The 20,297-nt window shown below is 75.1% G+C and carries 1 protein-coding gene; it reads right to left on the reverse strand.

The features are described from left to right. Nucleotides 1-25: 25 nt before the first annotated feature. Nucleotides 26-20,119 carry a type I polyketide synthase gene (locus OG494_RS13740; RefSeq protein ID WP_328455590.1) on the reverse strand — a complete coding sequence of 6,698 codons (20,094 nt, stop codon included), beginning with the start codon at nucleotides 20,117-20,119 and terminating at the stop codon, nucleotides 26-28. Between the last annotated feature and the right edge of the window lie 178 nt (nucleotides 20,120-20,297).

Consider the following 20,297-nt stretch of genomic DNA (forward strand, 5'->3'; position numbering starts at 1 on the left):
GCTGCGGCGTCTCGGTCGCCACTGGTCACCTCACACCCAGGTCGTTGTCGATGAACGCGAACAGGTCGTCGGCGGTGCTGAGCTCCGGGACCGACGAGTCGCCGGCGTCGCGGGCGTCGCCCGAGCCGGTCCACTTGACGAGCAGGGCCTGCAGCCGCACGGTGATCGCGGCGCGGGCGTCGTCGTCGGCGTCGACCGCGGACAGCAGGTTTTCGAGCTTCTGGAGTTCCGCCAGTGCCGGGCGGGCGGCCGCGCCGTCGCCCAGCGCGGACGTGACGAGCAGGTCCGCCACCCGCGTGATGGTCGGGTGGTCGAAGACGAGCGTCGCCGGCAGCCGCAACCCGGTGCGGGCTTCGAGGCGGTTGCGCAGTTCCACCGACGTCAGCGAGTCGAAGCCGAGTTCGGTGAAGCTGCGGTCGGGCCCGACGGCGTCATCGTGGCCGAGCACGGCCCCGACCTGCTTGCCGACCAGGCCGATCGCGAACGGCAGCCGGTCGTCCTGGGGCAGTTCGGCCAGCCTCGTGGCCAGGTCCGCTCCCCCGGGTTCGAGGGCCGCGGCCGCGGCACGCCGCGGTGCGGTGGTGACCAGACCGCGCAGGGCCGGCAGGAGCGGGTCCTGCCCGCGCAGCACGGCGAGGTCGAGCCGCAGCGCCGCCACTGCGGGTGACGTCGTGGCGAGGGCGGCGTCGAACAGCGCGACGCCCTCTTCGGTGGCCAGCGGGGGCATGCCGGACCGCTGCATCCGTGCCAGCTCGGCGTCGGTGAGCGCGCCGGTCATGCCGCTGCCGGCGTGCCAGGCGCCCCAGGCGATCGAGACGGCCGCCTGGCCCGCGGCGGCCCGCTGGTGGGCGAGCGCGTCGAGGAAGGCGTTGGCGGCGGCGTAGTTCGCCTGCCCGGCCGCGCCGAGCGTGCCCGCGATCGAGGAGAACAGGACGAACGCGCTCAGGTCGCGGCCGGCGGTGAGTTCGTGCAGGTGCCAGGCGGCGTCGACCTTCGGCGCGAACACCGTGCCGAGCCGCTCGGGCGTCAGGGCGCCGAGGACGCCGTCGTCGAGGACGCCGGCGGCGTGCACGACGGCGGTCAGGTCCGGCACCGTGCCCAGGACGGCGGCCAGGGCCGCGCGATCGGCGGCGTCGCAGGCCGCGACGCGGACGTCCGCGCCCAGCTTGGCGAGTTCGTCGACGAGGTCCGGGACGCCGGGGGCGGCGTCACCGCGGCGGCCGAGCAGCAGCAGGTGCCGCACACCGCGTTCGGTGACGAGGTGCCGGGCGAAGGTCGCGCCGAGCCCGCCGGTGCCGCCGGTGATGAGGACGGTGCCGTCGGGGTCCCACAGTGCGGGTTCGGCGGCCGGTTCGGCCCCGGCCAGGCGGGCCGTGTGGAGGTGACCGTCGCGCAGCGCGACCTGCGGTTCTCCGGCCGCGAGGGCGCCGGCCACGGCGGCCGCCGGGAGATCGCCGTCGTCGAGGTCGAGCAGGACCAGGCGGCCCGGGTTCTCCAGCTGGGCCGCGCGCAGCAGGCCCCAGACGGCGGCCTGCGCGAGGTCGACGTCTTCGGTGCCGACCGCGACGGCGTGGCGCGTGACGACCACCAGCACCGCACCGGCGGCCCGGTCGTCGGCGAGCCACTGCTGGGTCTGGAGCAGGACGTCGGTCGTGACGGTGCGAACCGCCACGGGCACCGGCATGCCGGGCGGAGCCGCGGTGACCGGCAGCAGGACGACCGGCGGCACGGGCTCGGCGGACTCCAGCAGCGCCACCAGGCTCGGGTACTCGTCGGCGCCTTCGGACGTCAGGCCCGGTCCGGCGATCACCGACGTGCCGGCGGTGACGAGCGTCGCTTCCGGCAGCTGCGGCCAGGTGAGCCGGTAGCCGGTCGTGGTGCGCGCCGGGACGGCGATCCCGGTCGGGACGGCCCGCAGCGCCAGCGACTTCACCGCCACGACGGGCGTGCCGTCCACAGTGGACGCGGTGAGGGCGATGGCGTCGCCCTCCTGCGGCGTGATCCGGACCCGCAGGCCGGTCGCGCCGGCGGCCAGGAAGGACGCGCCGGACCAGCTGAACGGGAGCCGTCCGGCGCCGTCCGCGGACAAGCGGGTGAGCGACGCGGCGTGCAGCGCGGAGTCCAGCAGCGCGGGGTGCACAACGAACGACGCGGCTTCATCGCGGTCGTCCTCGGCGAGGGCGACCTCGGCGTAGACGTCGTCGCCGTGGCGCCAGGCGCGGGTCAGCCCCTGGAACATCGGGCCGTACCCGAGGCCGCGCTCGGCCATCGTGTCGTAGAAGCCTTCGAGGTCGACGGCTTCAGCACCCTCCGGCGGCCAGGTGATCGGGTCGGCGGGCTCGACGTCGGCGGCGGGCACGAGCGTGCCGCTCGCGTTCCGGATCCAGGCCGCGTCCGGGTCGCCGTCGGCCCGCGAGTAGATCCGCAGCGAGCGACGGCCTTCGTCGTCCGCTCCGGCCACCGCGACCTGCAGGACCACGCGGCCCGCGTCCGGCACGACCAGCGGGGCTTCGAGGGTGAGCTCGTCGACCTGCGGGCAGCCTGCCTGGTCGCCTGCGCGGACGGCGAGTTCGAGCAGCGCCGTGCCGGGGACCACGACGGTGCCGCCGACGGTGTGCCCGGTCAGCCACGGCTGCGCCGCGACCGAAAGCCGGCCGGTGAACAGCAGCCCACCGGTGTCGGGCAGCTCGACGGCCGCCCCGACCAGCGGGTGCCCGGCCGCCCACAGCCCGGCGGCGGAGACGTCGCCCGCCTGGGCGAGCAGGCCCTGCGGCCAGATGTGCTGGTGCTGGAATGCGTAGGTCGGCAGCGGGACGGTCCGCGCGGGGCCGAACACCGCGGGCCAGTCCGCGGTGACGCCGGCGACGTGCAGCCGGCCGAGCGCCTCGGTCGCCGCGGTGGCTTCGGGCCGGTCGCGGCGCAGGAGCGCGACGGTGGTCTGACCGGCGTCGAGCGACTCGGCGGCCATGGCCGCCACGGTGCCGTCCGGGCCGATCTCGGCGAAGACGGTGACGCCCAGCTCGGCCAGGCGGCGCACGGCGGGGCCGAACCGCACCGGGCGGCGGACCTGCTCGACCCAGTGGTCGGCGGACGCGAGGACTTCGGCGGTGACCAGGTCGCCGGTGACCGTGGAGACGATCGGCACCGTCGGCGCGGCGGCCGTCAGCCCGGCAACGACCTTGCGGAAGTCGTCGAGCATTCCGTCCATCCGGGGTGAGTGAAAGGCGTGGCTGACACGCAGGCGGCGGATCTTGCGGCCGTCCGCGGCGAACCGCGCGGCGATCTCCTCGACGCGCCCGGCCTCGCCGGACAGGACGACCGACGACGGCCCGTTGACCGCGGCGAGGGCGACCTCGTCCTCGCGGCCGTCGAGCAGCGGCCGGACCTCGTCCTCGGTGGCCTGGACGGCGATCATCGCGCCGCCCTCGGGCAGCTGCTGCATGAGCCGGCCCCGGGCCGCGACCAGCGTGCAGGCGTCGTCGAGGCCGAACACGCCGGCGACGTGGGCGGCGGCGATCTCGCCGACCGAGTGCCCGGCCAGGTACTCCGGCTCGACGCCCCAAGAGCGGACCAGCCGGTACAGCGCGACTTCCAGCGCGAACAGCGCCGGCTGCGCGTACCGCGTCTCGTCGAGCGCGGCCGCGGCCTCGGTGCCCTCCTCGGCGAAGAGCAGTTCCCGCAGCGGGCGGTCGAGTTCGCGGTCGAGCCGGGTGACGACCTCGTCGAGAGCGTCGGCGAACGCCGGGAAGGCGTCGGCCAGTTCGCGGCCCATCCCGGCTCGCTGGCTGCCCTGACCGGCGAAGAGGAACGCCGGCACGGCTTCCCCGGAGGTCCCGGTGACAAGGCCGGCCGAGGAGCCACCACGGGCCAGAACCTCAAGCCGCGCTTCGAGTTCTTCGCGGGTGCTGCCGACGATGACGGCCCGCTCGGCGAAGTGCGTCCGGGTCGTGGCGAGCGCGAGGCCGAGGTCGGCGGCGGACGCGGGGTGGGCCTTGGTGTGTGTGAGCAGCCGTTCCGCCTGGTCGCGCAGGGCGTCCGGGGTACGGCCGGACAGGAGCCACGGCACGACCGCGGGTTCCGGCCGGACGTCCACCGGCGCCGCCGCGACGGTGGGCGGCTGCTCGATGACGGTGTGGGCGTTGGTGCCGCTGATGCCGAACGACGAGACGGCCGCGCGGCGCGGGCGGCCGCGGTCGGGCCAGGCGCGGGACTCGGTGAGCAGCGCGATCGTGCCGTCCGACCAGTCGACGTGCGTGGACGGCTCGGTGACGTGCAGGGTGCGCGGCAGCGTGCCGTGGCGCATGGCCTGGACCATCTTGATGATGCCGGCGACGCCGGACGCGGCCTGTGTGTGGCCCAGGTTCGACTTGATCGACCCGAGCAGCAGCGGGTCGGCGTCGCCGCGTTCCCGGCCGTAGGTGGCCATCAGCGCCTGGGCCTCGATCGGGTCACCCAGCGTCGTGCCGGTGCCGTGCGCCTCGACGACGTCGATGTCCGAAGTGGACAGTCCGGACGCGGCGAGCGCCTGGCGGATGACGCGTTGCTGCGAAGGGCCGTTCGGCGCGGTAAGGCCGTTGGACGCGCCGTCGGAGTTGACCGCCGACCCCTTCACCACGGCCAGGATGTCGTGGCCGTTGCGGCGGGCGTCCGACATCCGTTCCAGGACGAGGATGCCGGCGCCTTCGGACCAGCCGACGCCGTCGGCGGTGTCCGAAAAGGACTTGCAGCGGCCGTCGGCGGAGAGGCCGCGCTGGCGGCTGAAGCCGATGAACGTGCTCGGCGTGGACATCACGGTGACGCCGCCGGCGAGCGCGAGCGAGCATTCCCCGTTCTGCAAGGCGCGGGCCGCGAGGTGCAGTGCGACCAGCGACGACGAGCACGCCGTGTCCACGGTCAGCGTCGGGCCTTCCAGACCGAGCGCGTAGGCGACGCGGCCGGAGGCGACACTCGGCGCGCTGCCGTTGCCCTGGTAGCCCTCGGTGTCCGGGCTGCCCTGCAGCAACATCCCGTAATCGGAGTACATGACGCCGACGAACACACCGGTCCGGGACCCGCGCAGCGACGCCGGATCGACGCCGGTCCGCTCGACGGCTTCCCACGACACTTCGAGCAGCAGCCGCTGCTGCGAGTCCGTGGCCAGGGCTTCACGCGGGCTCATGCCGAAGAACGCCGGGTCGAACTCCCCCGCCTCGTGCAGGAAACCGCCGCTGCGGGTGTAGGACGTGCCGGGGTGGTCGGGGTCCGGGTGGTAGATGCCTTCGACGTCCCAGCCGCGGTTGGCCGGGAAGTCCGAGACGGCGTCGACGCCGCCGTCGACCAGGCCCCACAGGTCCTCGGGCGAGGTGACGCCGCCCGGGTAGCGGCAGCCCATGCCGACGATGACGATCGGGTCGTCGTTGACAGCCTTCGCCGGGACGACCACCTGGGCGGGCACGTCGGCCTCACCGGCGATCTCGCCGATCAGGAACGCGGCGAGCGCGGCGGGGCTCGGGTAGTCGAAGGTTAGGGTCGCGGGCAGGCGCAGGCCCGTCGCGGCGTCGAGGCGGTTGCGGAGTTCGACGGCGGTCAGCGAGTCGAAGCCGAGCTCGCGGAACGGGCGGTCGGCGGACACGCCGGCCGACGTGCTGTGCCCGAGCACCGCGGCGACCTGCCCGCGGACCAGGTCGAGCACCGCGCGGGACCGTTCGGCGGGGTTCATCCCAGCGAGCGGGTCGTCCAGCCGCGGCAGGTTGGCCGCGGTCTGGCGGACCGGCGTCCGGACCAGGCCGCGCAGCAGGTGCGTGACCTCGGGCTGGACGCTGAGCGCGGCGAAATCGAGCCGGACCGGCAGCACGGTGTCGAGACCGGTGGCGCAGGCCGCGTCGAACAGGGCCAGTGCCTGCCCGGGTTCGAGGGCGGGCATGCCGGACGCGGCCATCCGCCGCAGGTCGGTGTCGGTGAGGGTGGCGGTCATGCCACCGGCGCGGGACCACGCGCCCCAGCCGAGCGACAGCGCCGGGAGGCCGGCCGCGCGACGGCGCCGCACGAGCGCGTCGACGGCGGCGTTGGCCGCGGTGTAGTTCGCCTGCCCGGCCGCGCCGAAGGTGCCCGCGACCGAGGAGAACACGACGAACGCGGCGAGGTCGCCGGTCAGGTCGTCGAGGTGCCAGGCGGCGTCGAACTTCGGCGCGAACACCGTGTCGAGGCGCTCGGGGGTGAGGGAGCCGAGGATGCCGTCGTCGAGGACGCCGGCGGCGTGCACGACCGCGGTCAGCGGGTGCGCGGCCGGGATCTCGGCGAGGACCCGCGCGAGGTCGGCGCGGTCGGCGACATCGGCCGCGGCGGCCGTCACCTCGGCACCCGACTCGGCCAGCTCGGCGATCAGGTCCGCCGCGCCCGGGGCGTCCGGGCCGCGACGGCTGACGAGCAGCAGCCGCCGGGTGCCGTGCGTGGTCACGAGGTGGCGGGCCAGGGTCGCGCCCAGTCCCCCGGTGCCGCCCGTGATCAACACGGTGCCGTCGCCGTCCCAGGCGATCGGCGTGACGTCGTCGCGGCGCGGGGCCCGGGCGACGCGAGCGGCGGTGATCTCGCCGGCACGCACGCGCACCTGGGGCTCGCCAGTGGCGAGGACGGCTGCGAGGGAGTCGGTGTTGTCGGTGTTGTCTACGTCAGCCAGCACGAACCGGCCGGGGTTCTCGCGCTGAGCCGAGCGCACGAGGCCCCAGACGGCGGCGGCCGCGAGGTCGGTGTCGGCCTCGGTGGTGACGAACACCAGCCGTGAGCCGGTCAGTTCCGGCGCCGCCGACCAGGCCTGCAGCAGGGCGAGCGCGTCGACGGTCGCGGCGCGGACACCTTCGGGGTCGCCGGCGCGGGCCGGGACCGGGTAGATGACGACCTCGGGTGCGGCCGCGACGACGGCGGCGAAGTCCGGCAGGTCGGCGCCGAGGACGGCCCAGTCCGGGCCTGCTTCGACGTCCGGGCGGGGTACCGGGATCCAGTCGAGGTGGTAGAGGGAGTCGGTGTCGTGGCCGACCTTGGCCACGGCCGCGGGGCGCAGCACCAGCGAGTCGATCGTGGCGACCGGGTCGCCGGCCGCGTCGCGCAGTTCGATCGCGACGGAGTCCTCGCCGCGCCGGGTGATCTTGGCCCGGACGACGGCGGCGCCGCTCGCGTGCAGCGTGACGCCGCTCCACGCGAAGGGCAGCCGGCCACCGTCCACTTCGGTCAGTCCGGCGTGTTCGGACGCGTGCAGGACGGCGTCGAGCAGCGCCGGGTGAACGCCGAACGCCGCCGCGTCGCGCTCGGCTTCCTCGGGCAGGACGACGTCGGCGAAGACCGCGTCCTGCCCGCGCCAGACGGCTTTGAGGCCGCGGAACAGCGGGCCGTAGGCGAACCCACCGGAGGCGAGGCGTTCGTAGAAGCCGTCCAGGGAGACGGGTTCCGCGTCGGCCGGCGGCCAGGTGCGGTCGCCGTCGGTGGGCTGCGTCGTGCCGGTGCCGAGGCGGCCGCTCGCGTGCCGCGTCCACGGCTGCTCGCCGCCGCCGGCGGGGCTGGAGTAGACGGCAAGGTCGCGGTCGCCCGCGGACCCGGCTGGGCCGACAACGACCTGCAGGCGCACAGCGCCCTCGGGCGGCAGGACCAGCGGGACTTCGAGGGTGAGTTCGTCGACGCGGGCGCAGCCGACCTGGTCGGCGGCGCGGATGGCGAGGTCGAGGTAGGCGGTGCCGGGCAGCAGGGCCGCGCCGAGCACGAAGTGGTCGGCCAGCCACGGGTGCGTCCGCAGCGAAAGCTGGGCGGTGAACAGGAACCCGCCCGAGCCGGGCAGTTCGACACCGGCGCCGAGCAGCGGGTGTCGGGCGGCGGTCAGGCCGACCGAGCCGAGGTCACCGGGGACCGCGCCGGTGGTGCGGGGCCAGTAACGCTCCCGCTGGAACGGGTAAGTGGGCAGGTCCGGGCCCGACCCGGCGGCCGGCCCGAAGAAGGACGTCCAGTTCACGGTCACACCCGCCACGTGCAGGCGGCCGAGTGCCCGGACGAGGGCGATTTCTTCGGCCTGGTCGCGGCGCAGCAGCGGGACACACGCGACGTCGGCGGCCAGGGACGCGGTGGTGGCGGCGGACAGCGAGCCGTCCGGGCCGAGTTCGACGACGGCACCGGCACCGTACTCGCCGAGCGCGGCGACGGCGTCGGCGAACCGGACGGGCCGGCGCACGTGGTCGACCCAGTACTCCGGCGAGCGCAGCTCGGCAGCTTCGGCGAGGCGGCCGGTCACGGTCGACACGATCGGCAGCCGGGGCTCGCCGAACTCCAGGCCGGCCAGGACGGCGGCGAAGTCCTCGAGCATCGGGTCCATCAGCGGCGAGTGGAAGGCGTGGCTGACCGAGAGTTGCCGGACGCGGTACCCAGCGGCGGTCAGGGCGGTGCTGCTGAGCTCGACGGCGTCGGCCGTGCCCGCGATGACGACTGCGTCGGGGCCGTTGACGGCCGCGATCGACGTGCCGTCGGCCAGGAGCCCGCGGACGTCGGCCTCCGGCGCGCGCACCGAGGCCATCGCCCCGCCGGCCGGGAGCGCGGCCATCAGCCGGCCGCGGGCGGCGACGAGCGTGCAGGCATCGGCGAGGGACAGGACCTCGGCGACGTGGGCCGCGGCGATCTCGCCGACGGAGTGGCCGACGAGCCAGGACGGCTTGACGCCGAAGGATTCCAGCAGCCGGTACAGCGCGACGCTCAGGGCGAAGGTGGCGGGCTGGGTCCAGTCGGTCCGGTCGAGCAGCGCGGCCTCGGGGGTACCCGGCTCGGCGAACAGGACTTCCCGCAGCGGGCGGTCCAGGTGCGGGTCGAGGTGGGCGCAGACGGCGTCGAGCGCGTCGGCGAACACCGGGAACCGCCGGTACAGCTCGTGTCCCATGCCGGGACGCTGGGCACCCTGACCGGCGAAGACGAACGCGCTCTTGGCCCGCGACCGCGCGGGCGGACCGGCGGGGGTCTCCCCCGCGGCGAGGGCGGCGAGTTCGGCCAGCGGATCGTCGCCGACGATCGCGGCGCGGTGCTCGAAAGCCGTGCGCGTGGTGGCCAGCGCCCGGGCGAACCCGACGGGTGCGGGCTCCGCGGACAGGAGGTCGTGCAGCTGCCCGGCCTGCGCGGCGAGGGCCTGCGGGCTGCGCGCGGACAGCAGCAGCGGCACGGTCGCGGGCTCCGCCGCGACGGGAGCTTCCGGCGCGGGCGGGGCTTGTTCGAGGATCGCGTGGGCGTTGGTGCCGCTCAGGCCGAACGACGAGACACCCGCGCGGCGCGGGCGGCCGGTCTCGGGCCAGGTCTGGTGCTCGGTCAGCACCTTCACGGCCCCGGCGGTCCAGTCGACGCGGCTCGAGACCTCGTCGACGTGCAGCGTCCGCGGGAGTTCGCCGTGGCGCAGGGCGAGGATCATCTTGATGACCCCGGCGACACCCGCGGCGGCCTGGGTGTGGCCGAGGTTGGACTTGACGGCGCCGAGCCACAGGGGCTCGCCGTCGCGGTCGCGGCCGTAGGTGGCCAGCAGCGCCTGCGCCTCGATCGGGTCGCCCAGCACCGTGCCGGTGCCGTGGGCCTCGACCGCGTCGACGTCCGATGTGGACAGTCCGGCGTCGGCCAGGGCCTGGCGGATGACGCGCTGCTGGGCCGGGCCGTTGGGGGCCGTCAGGCCGTTGGACGCGCCGTCGGAGTTGACGGCCGTGCCGCGCAGCACCGCCAGCACCGGGTGCCCCAGCTCGCGGGCGGCGGAAAGCCGCTCCACCACGAGCATGCCGGCGCCTTCGGACCAGCCGGTGCCGTCGGCGGCGTCGGCGAAGGGCTTGCAGCGGCCGTCCGCGGCGAGGCCGCCCTGGCGGGCGAACTCGGCGAAGGAGTTCGGGGTGGACATCACCGTGACGCCGCCGACGAGTGCGGCGCCACACTCGCCGCGGCGCAGGGCCTGCGCAGCCCAGTGCAGCGCGACCAGCGACGACGAGCACGCGGTGTCGACGGTGACCGACGGCCCTTCCAGGCCGAGGGTGTAGGACAGCCGCCCGGACATCACGCTCGCGGTGTTGCCGGTGGCGAGGTGGCCCTGGACGTCTTCGCCGGAGGTGGCGAGCAGGTTCACGTAGTCCTGGCCGTTGGTGCCGACGAACACGCCGGTGTCGCCGCCGCGCAGGGTGGCCGGATCGATGCCGGCGCGCTCCAGCGCTTCCCACGAGACTTCCAGCAGCAGCCGCTGCTGCGGGTCCATCGCGACCGCTTCCCGCGGCGAGATGCCGAAGAAGTCCGCGTCGAAACCCGCGACGCCGTCGAGGAAGCCGCCGGTCAGCGCGTACTCGTAGCCCGACGCCAGCATGCCGAGGTCCCAGCCGCGGTCGTCCGGGAACGCGGCGATGCCGTCTTCGCCGCCGGCGAGCAGGCGCCAGTAGTCCTCGGGACCGTCGACGCCGCCGGGGAACCGGCAGCCCATGCCGACGATGACGATCGGGTCGTCGTCCGCCGCCGCGGCGCCCGTGACCAGTCGGACCGGCGTTTCGAGGGTGCCGGCCAGCTCACCGAGCAGGTACTCGGTCAGCACCTCGGGGGTCGGGTGGTCGAAGACCAGCGACGGCGGCAGGTCGAGCCCGGTCGCCAGGGTCAGCGTGTTGCGCAGTTCGACCGCGGTGAGCGAGTCGAAGCCGAGGTCGCGGAACGCGCGGTCGGCCGCGACACCGCCGGTCCCGGCGTGCCCGAGGACCAGGGCGACTTGTTCCAGCAGCAGGCCGAGCAGGAAGTCGAACCGGTCGTGCTCGGGCACGGCCGCCAAGCGGGCGCGAAGGCCTTCGTCGCCGCGCGGCGACGAGCCGCGCAACGCCGCCAGGACGTCTTTCGCGGCCGGGATGCCGCTGAGCAGCGGGCTCGGCCGCAGCCCGGAAAGCACGGGTGCGTAACGGTTCCAGTCGATGTCGGCGACGGCGACCGTGGTGTCGTCGTGCCCGAGCGCCCGCTCCAGCGCGGCGCTCGCGCGTTCGGGGTCCATCGGTGTGAGACCACCGCGGCGGGCGCGCTCGGCGACCCCGGCTTCGAGCATGCCGTCGCCCGTCCACGGGCCCCACGCGACGGATGTCGCGGTCAGGCCGAGGCCGCGGCGGTGCTCGGCGAGCGCGTCGAGGGTCGTGTTCGCGGCCGCGTACCCGGCCTGGCCGGCGGACCCGAAGGTGCCGGCGACCGAGGAGAACAGCACGAAGTTCGCGAGGTCGGCGGTGCGGGTCAGCTCGTGCAGGTGCATCGCCGACGTGACCTTGGCGCGGTGCACGACCTCGAGCTGGTCCGCGGTGAGCGTGTCGAGGACGGCGTCGTCGAGGACGCCGGCGGTGTGCACGACCTCCGTCAGCGGCCGGTCCCCGGGGATCGCGGCCAGCACGGCCGCGAGGGCGTCGCGGTCGGCGACGTCGCACGCGGCGATCGTCACCTCGGCGCCCAGCTCGGTCAGCTCGTCGCGGAGTTCAGCCGCGCCTGGTGCGTCGGCCCCGCGGCGGCTGAGCAGCAGCAGGTGGGTGCGGCCGGCGCCGGCCAGGAGACGGGCGGTGACGGCGCCGAGCGCTCCGGTGCCGCCGGTGATCAGGGTGGTGCCGCCGGTGACGTCGGCGCGCGACCGGCGGGTGGTGACCGGAGCGGCGACGACGCGGCGGCCGAACACCCCGGCGGAGCGGATCGCCAGCTGGTCCTCGCCGTCGGCACCGGCCAGCGCGGCGGAGAGACGTCTAGGCACCTCGGTGTCGAGGTCACCCGGGAGGTCGATGAGGCCGCCCCAGCGCCGCGGCAGTTCGAGCGCCGCGGCGCGGCCGAGACCCCAGACCGCGGCCTGGGCGGGCCGGGCGACCGGCTCGCCCGGCGAGACGGCGACGGCGTCGCGGGTCACGCACCACAGCGGCGCGCCGATCCCGGCGTCCCCGAGGGCCTGCAGCAGCGTGTTCGTCGCGGTCAGCCCGGCCGGGACGCCGGGGAAGCCGGATTCGTCCAGTGCCAGCAGGGAAAGCACCCCGGTGACGTCGTTCGTCAGGAGCGCGGCGACCCCGGCGCGGTCCAGCGCCGGGTCGAGGACCAAGGGTGCCGTGCCGAAGTACCCGGCGACGGTGGTGACCCACGGGTCGTCGGCCAAGGCAGCCGGCACGACGACGAGCCACGACGTGTCGAGGGCGCCGGAACGGCCGGCGTTGACCGGGGTCCAGGTCGCGCGGTAGCGCCATCTGTCCACAAGGGACTCGTCGGCGCGGGAGCGGCGGTAGGAGGACAGGGCGGGCAGGATCGCGCCGACGGAGGCGTCGTCGACGTCGAGGCGCGCGGCGAGGCCGGCGGTGTCCAGGCGCTCGACGGCGGCCCAGAACTCGGCGTCGGCGGACTCGGCGCCGGCCGGGATCGCGGGGGCGGCCGGCGGCCAGAACCACTCGTGCTGGAAGGCGTAGGTCGGCAGGGTGACGCGGCGGGCGCCGGTGCCGGCGTAGAAGGCGGGCCAGTCGACGCGGGCACCCTCGATGGACAGCTGCCCGAGGGCGCCGACGAGCGTCTCGACGTCGTCGCGGTTGCGGCGGGCGATCGCGACCGCGGGCACGTCGGGGAGGATCTCGGTGACCATCGCGGACAGCACGGCGTCCGGCCCGACCTCGACGAACAGGCCGGTCCCGGCCTCGCGCAGCCGGGTCGTGACGTCGGCGAAGCGGACGGGCTCGCGGACGTGGGCGACCCAGCGTTCCGGGTCGGTGACGTCGCCGTCGGCGATCAGCGGCAGCGTCGGGGCGTGGAAGGTCAATCCCGCCACGACCTCGCGGAACGCCGGCAGCATCGGGTCCATCAGGGCCGAGTGGAACGCGTGCGAGACCGTCAGCCGTTTGGTCTCCTCGAAGTGGCCGGCGGCGGCGAGCACGGCCGCCTCGGTGCCGGAGAGCACGACCGAGCGCGGGCCGTTGACCGCGGCGAGCGAGACGTCGTCGTCCAGGTACGGGGCGACCTCGTCTTCGGTGGCGCGGACGGCGACCATCGCGCCGCCCGGCTCGAGCCGCTGCATCAGCGACGCGCGCGCCGTGACCAGCGTGCAGGCGTCCTCAGCGGACAGCACCCCGGCGACATGCGCCGCGGCGATCTCGCCGACGGAGTGGCCGGCGACGAAGTCGGGCCGGACGCCCCAGGCGGCGAGCAGCTTGGCCAGCGCGACCTCGACGGCGAACAACGCGGGCTGGGCGAACTCGGTGCGGGACAACGCCTCGGCGTCGTCCGACCAGAGGACGTCCCGCACGCGCGGGTCGAGGCGGTCGAGCAGCTCGTCGAGGGCGGCGGCGAACACCGGGTACCGCTCGTAGAGCCCGCGGGTCATCCCGGGTCGCTGGGCGCCCTGGCCGGTGAAGACGAACGCGGTCTTCGGGATCGACTTTGCTTCACCCAGGCTGACCAGCGGAGACGGCCGCCCGCCGGCCAGTGCGGCCAGGCCGTCGGCGGCCGACGCGGCGTCGGTCGCGCGGACGACGGCGCGGTGGTCGAAGGCCGACCGTGTGGTGGCGAGGGAGAACCCGAGGTCGGCCAGCGGGGTCCCGCTGACGACGTCGAGCAGGCGGGCGGCCTGGTCGCGCAGCGCTTCGGGGGTGCGGCCGGTGACGACCAGCGGCACGCAGCTCAGCTCGGCGGGCTCGCCGGCGACGGGCGACGCGGCGGGCGGCTCTTCGATGATCGTGTGGGCGTTGGTGCCGCTGATGCCGAACGACGAGATGCCGGCCCGGCGGGGGCGGCCGGACGAGGGCCACGGCTGGGCGTCGGTGAGCAGTTCGACGTTCCCGGCGGTCCATTCGACGTGCGTCGAGGGTTCGGTGACGTGCAGGGTGCGTGGCAGCGTCTCGTGGCGCATGGCCTGGACCATCTTGATGATCCCGGCGACGCCGGCGGCGGCCTGCGCGTGCCCGATGTTGGACTTGATGGAGCCCAGCCGCAGCGGGGTCTCGCGGTCCTGGCCGTAGGTGGCGAGCAGGGCCTGGGCCTCGATCGGGTCACCCAGGGTGGTGCCGGTGCCGTGCGCCTCGACGACGTCGACGTCCGCAGTGGACAGTCCGGACGCGGCCAGCGCCTGGCGGATCACCCGCTGCTGCGAGGGGCCGTTGGGGGCGGTCAGGCCGTTGGACGCGCCGTCGGAGTTGACCGCCGAGCCGCGCACGACGGCGAGGATGTCGTGGCCGTTGCGGCGCGCGTCCGACATCCGCTCCAGGACGAGGATGCCGGCGCCTTCGGACCAGCCGACGCCGTCGGCGGTGTCCGAGAAGGACTTGCAGCGGCCGTCTTCGGCGATGCCGCGCTGACGGCTGGAGGCGATGAACGATCCCGGCGTCGACATCACGGTGACGCCGCCGGCCAGGGCCAGGGAGCACTCCCCCTGCCGCAGGGCCTGCGCGGCCCAGTGCAGCGCGACCAGCGACGACGAGCACGCGGTGTCGACGGTGACCGTAGGCCCTTCGAGGCCCATCGTGTAGGCGATCCGGCCCGAGGCGACGCTCGGCGCGCTGCCGTTGCCTTGGTACGCCTCGGCTTCCGGGCTGCCCTGCAGCAGCATCCCGTAGTCGGAGTACATCACGCCGACGAAGACGCCGGTGCGGGAGCCGCGCAGCGACACCGGGTCGACCCCGGCACGCTCGACGGCTTCCCAGGAGACCTCGAGCAGCAGCCGCTGCTGCGAGTCCGTGGCGATGGCTTCGCGCGGGCTCATCCCGAAGAACGCCGGATCGAACTCCCCCGCCTCGTGCAGGAAGCCGCCGCTGCGTGTGTAGGACGTCCCGGGGTGGTCGGGGTCGGGGTTGTAGAGGCCTTCGACGTCCCAGCCGCGGTTGACCGGGAAACCGGACACCGCGTCGACGCCGCCGTCGACCAGGCCCCACAGGTCTTCCGGCGAGCCGACTCCGCCCGGGTAGCGGCAGCCCATGCCGACGATGACGATCGGGTCGTCGGACACCGGGCGCAGCGTCGCCGGCGTGTCCGGCGTCTGGGCGGCGCCGCCGGTCAGTTCCCGGTCGAGGTGGGTGGCCAGGGCTTCGGGGGTCGGGTAGTCGAAGACGAGGGTCGCGGGCAGGCGCAGACCGGTCGCGGCGTCGAGGCGGTTGCGCAGCTCGACGGCGGTCAGGGAGTCGAAGCCGAGGTCCTTGAACGCGCTGCGGACGTCGACGGTGTCGGTCGCCGCGTAGCCGAGCACGAGGCCCGCTTCGGCGCGGACGAGGTCTTCGAGGACCCGCGCCCGGTCGGCCGGGTCGAGTGCGCCGAGGCGTTCGGCCAGCGCGGACGCCGGGACCGCGCCGGCCGCGGCCCGCGCGCCGCCGGGCACGAGCCCGCGCAGCAGCGGCGGGATGCCCGGACGACCGCGCAGGGCCGCGAGGTCCACGCGCATCGGCAGTACGGCGGGTTCGTTCTCGGCCAGCGCGGCGTCGAACAGCGCGAGGCCCTGGGCGGGGTCGAGAGACGGCAGGCCGGCGGCGGCGAGGCGGCGGTGGTCGGCGTCGGACAGGTGCGCGGCCATGCCCGCGTCACCGGCCCAGGCGCCCCAGGCCAGGGACAGGCCGGGCAGGCCCGACGCGCGGCGGCGCTGGGCGAGCGCGTCGAGGAAGGCGTTGGCGGCGGCGTAGTTGCCCTGGCCGGGGCTGCCGAGCACACCGGCGGCCGAGGAGAACAGGACGAACGCGCCGAGGTCGTGGTCGCGGGTCAGCTCGTGCAGCGCCCAGGCCGCGTCGACCTTGGCGCGGAAAACGGTGGCGACGCGTTCGGGCGTCAGGGTTTCGATGACGCCGTCGTCGAGGACGCCGGCGGTGTGCACGACGGCGCCCAGCGGGTGCTCGGCCGGAATATCGGCCAGCAGAGCGGTCAGCGCGTCGCGGTCGGCGGCGTCGCACGCCACCACGGACGCCTGCGCGCCGAGCGCGGTCAGCTCGGCGACGAGGTCGGTCGCGCCGGGCGCGTCCGGGCCACGACGGCCGGCGAGCAGCAGGTGCCGGACGCCGTGCTCGGTGACCAGGTGCTTCGCGACCAGGCCGCCCAGTCCCCCGGTACCACCGGTGACGAGGACCGTGGCGCCGTCCGGGATGCGCGACGCGGCAGGCTCGCCGACGGGCAGCCTGGCCAGCCGCGGCAGCACGATGCCGCCGTCGCGGATCGCGGCCTGGGACTCGCCGGAGCCGAGCAGCCGCGGCAGGACCGCGGCGAGGTCGTCGGGGTCGGTGACGTCGACCAGCACGAACCGGTCCGGGTGCTCGGCCTGGGCCGCGCGCACGAGACCCCACACCGCCGCGGCGGCGGGATCGACGTCGTCATCGGAGAGGACCGCCTCGGCGCCGCTGGTGACGAACACCAGCCGCGAGCGGCCGAAGTCCTCGTCGGCGAGCCAGCTCTGCAGCAGTTCGAGGGCCCAGGAGGTGGCGGCGTGGGCCGCGGCCGCGTCGCCCTCGCCGGTCGGCACCGGGGCGAGCACGACGGCGGGCGGGGTGTCGGCGGCGATCCGGATGGTGCGCAGGTCGTCGAACACGGCCGGGGCGGAGAAGCCGAAGTCCGCGCCGTGGCCGAGGAGCACCCAGTCCGCGTCGTCGGCGGGCTTGGTCATCGAGACGGCCGGGACCGGCGTCCACACCGTGCGGAACAGCGATTCGTGGCGGGTGGCCCGGACTTCGCCGGCGCTGACCGCGCGGAAGGTGAGCGATTCGGCGGCCAGCACGGGGTTGCCCGCCGCGTCGGTGACCGCGACGGAGACGGCGTTGTCGCCGGCCGGGGCGAGCCGGGCTCGCAGCGTCGAGGCGCGAGTGGGCTGCACGCCGACGCCGCGCCAGGAGAACGGGAGGCCGTCGCGGTCTTCGTAGTGGGCCGACGCATGCAGGACCGCGTCCAGCAGCGCCGGGTGCAGGCCGAACGACGACGCCTCGGCCTCGTGCTCCGGCGGCAGCGCGACCTCGGCGTAGATCTCCTCGCCGACGCGCCAGGCGGCGCGCAGGCCGCGGAACGCCGGGCCGTAGTCCAGGCCCTGGTCGACGAGCCCGTCGTAGAAGCCGTCGAGGACGATCGGCTCGGCCCCGGCGGGCGGCCACTGCGGGCCGATCGTGGCGGCCGGGGCGCCGCCGACGCCGAGGCGGCCGCCCGCGTGCCGCACCCAGGTCTGGGCGTCGCCGTCGTCCTGCTGTGAGAAGACGCTCAGCGAGCGGCTGCCGTCGACGTCGGGCGGGCCGACGACGACCTGCAGCCGCACCCCGGTCGTCGCGGGCAGGACCAGCGGGGCCGCCAGGGTGAGTTCTTCGACGCGGGCGCAGCCGACCTGGGCGCCGGCGCGGCCGGCCAGCTCCAGGAACGCCGTGCCGGGCAGGAGTTTCGCGCCGAGGACCACGTGCTGACCCAGCCACGGCTGGCGGTTCACCGACAGCTGGCCGGCGAAGAGGAACCCGCCCGACTCGGGCAGCTCCACGGCGGCGCCGAGCAGCGGGTGCCCGGCCGCGTCGAAGCCGTGCCGGCTGAGGTCGCCGCCGGTGCCGGCTTCGAGCCAGTAGGTGCGACGCTGGAAGGCGTACGTCGGCAGCTCGACCGTCCGGGCGCCGGTGCCCTCGTGCCACGCGGTCCAGTCGAACTTGCCGCCGCGGACGTGCCAGCGGGCCAGGGCCGAAAGGAGCGTGGTGGTCTCGTCACGACCGCGACGGGAGGTGGGGATGCAGTCGGTGTCGAGCGCCGGGTCGAGCAGCTCCGCCGTCATCGCGGACAGCGTCGCGTCCGGGCCGACTTCGAGGAAGGTGCGCGCACCGCGCGAGACGAGGTCCGCGACCGTGTCGGCGAACCGGACGGCGTCGCGCACGTGCGAGACCCAGTAGTCCACAGTGGACACGTCGCCGTTCGCGGCGAACGGGATCGTCGGAGCGGCGAACTTCAACCCGAGCAGCACCCCGCGGAACTGGTCGAGGATCGGGTCCATCAGCGGCGAGTGGAACGCGTGGGACACCTTGAGCCGCTTGGTCTTCTCGAAGTGCCCGGCCACGGCCAGCACGGCGTCCTCGGTGCCGGAGAGCACCACGGCCTGCGGGCCGTTGACGGCCGCGATCGCGACGCCGTCGGTCAGCAGCGGCAGCACGTCCGCTTCGGCGGCCTGCACGGCGACCATCACGCCGCCGGCCGGCAGGGCCTGCATGAGCCGGCCGCGGGCGGAGACGAGGGTGCACGCGTCGGCCAGGGACAGCACCCCGGCGACGTGGGCGGCGGCGATCTCGCCGACCGAGTGGCCGGCGACGTAGGCGGGCCGCACGCCGAGGGATTCGAGCAGGCGGTAGAGCGCGACCTCGAAGGCGAAGAGGGCGGGCTGGGCGACGCCGGTACGGTCCAAAGCAGACTCGTCGGCGCCGGTCAGCGCGTCGCGGACCGGCGGGTCGAGCAGCGCGAGGACCTCGTCGAGGGCCGCGGCGAACACCGGGAACGCGGCCGCGAGAGTGCGGCCCATCCCGGCCCGCTGCGAGCCCTGGCCGGTGAACAGGAACGCCGCGTCGCCGGTGTGCAGCGCCGAGCCGGTGTGCACGCCGGGGACGACGGTGCCGGTGGCGAGCGCGCGCAGGCCGTCGAGGAGCTCGTCTCGGGTGGTGCCGGTGACGACGGCCCGCTGCGGGAACGCGACACGGGTGTCCGCCAGCGAGTGGGCGACGTCAAGGGCGCTCTGGTCGCCGAGGTGGGCGAGCAGGCGCGCGGCTTGATCGCGCACGGCGTCCGGGGTGCGGCCGGAGATCGGCCACAGGTACCCGGCGGGCTCGCGCCGCGGCTCGGCCGCTTCGACCGGGGTTTCGCCCGGCTGCTCGAGGATGATGTGCGCGTTCGTGCCGCTGATGCCGAACGACGACACGGCCGCGCGCCGGGGCTTCCCGGTCTCCGGCCAGGGCCGCTGCTCGGTGAGCAGCGAGACGGCGCCGGCCGTCCAGTCCACATGGGACGTCGGGGCGTCGACGTGCAGGGTCTTGGGCAGGACGCCGTGGCGCATGGCCATGATCGTCTTGATGATGCCGCCGACGCCGGCCGCGGACTGCGTGTGCCCGACGTTCGACTTGAAGGAGCCCAGCCACACCGGCCGGCCGGCCGGGCGGTCGCCGCCGTAGGTGGCCAGCAGGGCCTGGGCCTCGATCGGGTCGCCGAGGACCGTGCCGGTGCCGTGGGCCTCGACGGTGTCGATGTCGGCGGGCGCGAGGCCGGCGTTGTCGAGGGCCTGGCGGATCACGCGCTGCTGCGACGGGCCGTTGGGGGCGGTGATGCCGTTGGACGCGCCGTCGGAGTTGACCGCGGACCCGCGGAGCACGGCGAGCACCTGGTGCCCGTTGCGGCGCGCGTCGGAAAGGCGTTCCAGCAGCAGCATCCCGGCGCCTTCGGAGAACCCGGCGCCGTCGGCCGCGTCGGCGAACGACTTGCAGCGGCCGTCGGAGGCGAGGCCGCCCTGGCGGTCGAACTCGCCGTACAGGCCGGGGGTCGCCATGACCGTGACGCCGCCGGCCAGCGCGAGCGAGCACTCGCGGGCCCGCAGCGAGCGGGCGGCCCAGTGCAGCGCGACCAGCGAAGACGAGCAGGCGGTGTCGACCGTGACGGCCGGGCCTTCCAGGCCGTAGAAGTAGGCGATCCGGCCGGAGATGACCGAGCATTCGGTGCCGGTGACCAGGTAACCCTCGACGCCGTCGGGCAGCGCGGCGAGGCCGCGGCCGTAGTCCTGCGACGCCGCACCGACGTACACGCCGCCGGCGCTGCCTTCGAGGCTGCCGGGGTCGATCCCGGCGCGCTCGAACGCTTCCCAGGCCAGCTCCAGCACGATCCGCTGCTGCGGGTCCATCGCCAGCGCTTCCCGCGGCGAGATGCCGAAGAACGCCGGGTCGAAGTCGCCGGCCTGGTGCAGGAATCCGCCCTGGTGGGCGCTCTCGGGCCAGCCACGGCCGTCCGGGAAGCCGGACACCGCGTCGACCCCGTCGGCGACCAGCCGCCACAGCTCGTCCGGGGACGCGACCCCGCCCGGGTAGCGGCAGCTCATCGCGACGATCGCGACGGGCTCGCTCGACGTCGAGAGGAGATTCTGGTTCTGTCGCCGCAGCTGCTGGTTCTCCTGGACGGCGACGCGCAACGCCTCGACAACTCGATCGGACCCGGCCGGCATAGTCTTCTCCACGGTGAGCGCATCGGTGTTGACGGTTACCTGGGTAGCGCCACCGCGTCGGCGTTCTCCTCTGGACCGGCGGCGGGCGAACGTCCTTCTTGGCGAGTGAGTCAACCGCACGGCAGACCCGGAAACGTCTAGTTGTTGCCCGTCCCCGGGGCCGCCATCCGGCCTAGAC

Source organism: Amycolatopsis sp. NBC_00438 (assembly GCF_036026695.1).
Lineage (GTDB): Bacteria > Actinomycetota > Actinomycetes > Mycobacteriales > Pseudonocardiaceae > Amycolatopsis.

Bases quoted from the DNA above. Each gene is read 5' to 3' on its own strand.
- OG494_RS13740 (WP_328455590.1), bottom strand. From the start codon at position 20,119: ATGCCGGCCGGGTCCGATCGAGTTGTCGAGGCGTTGCGCGTCGCCGTC.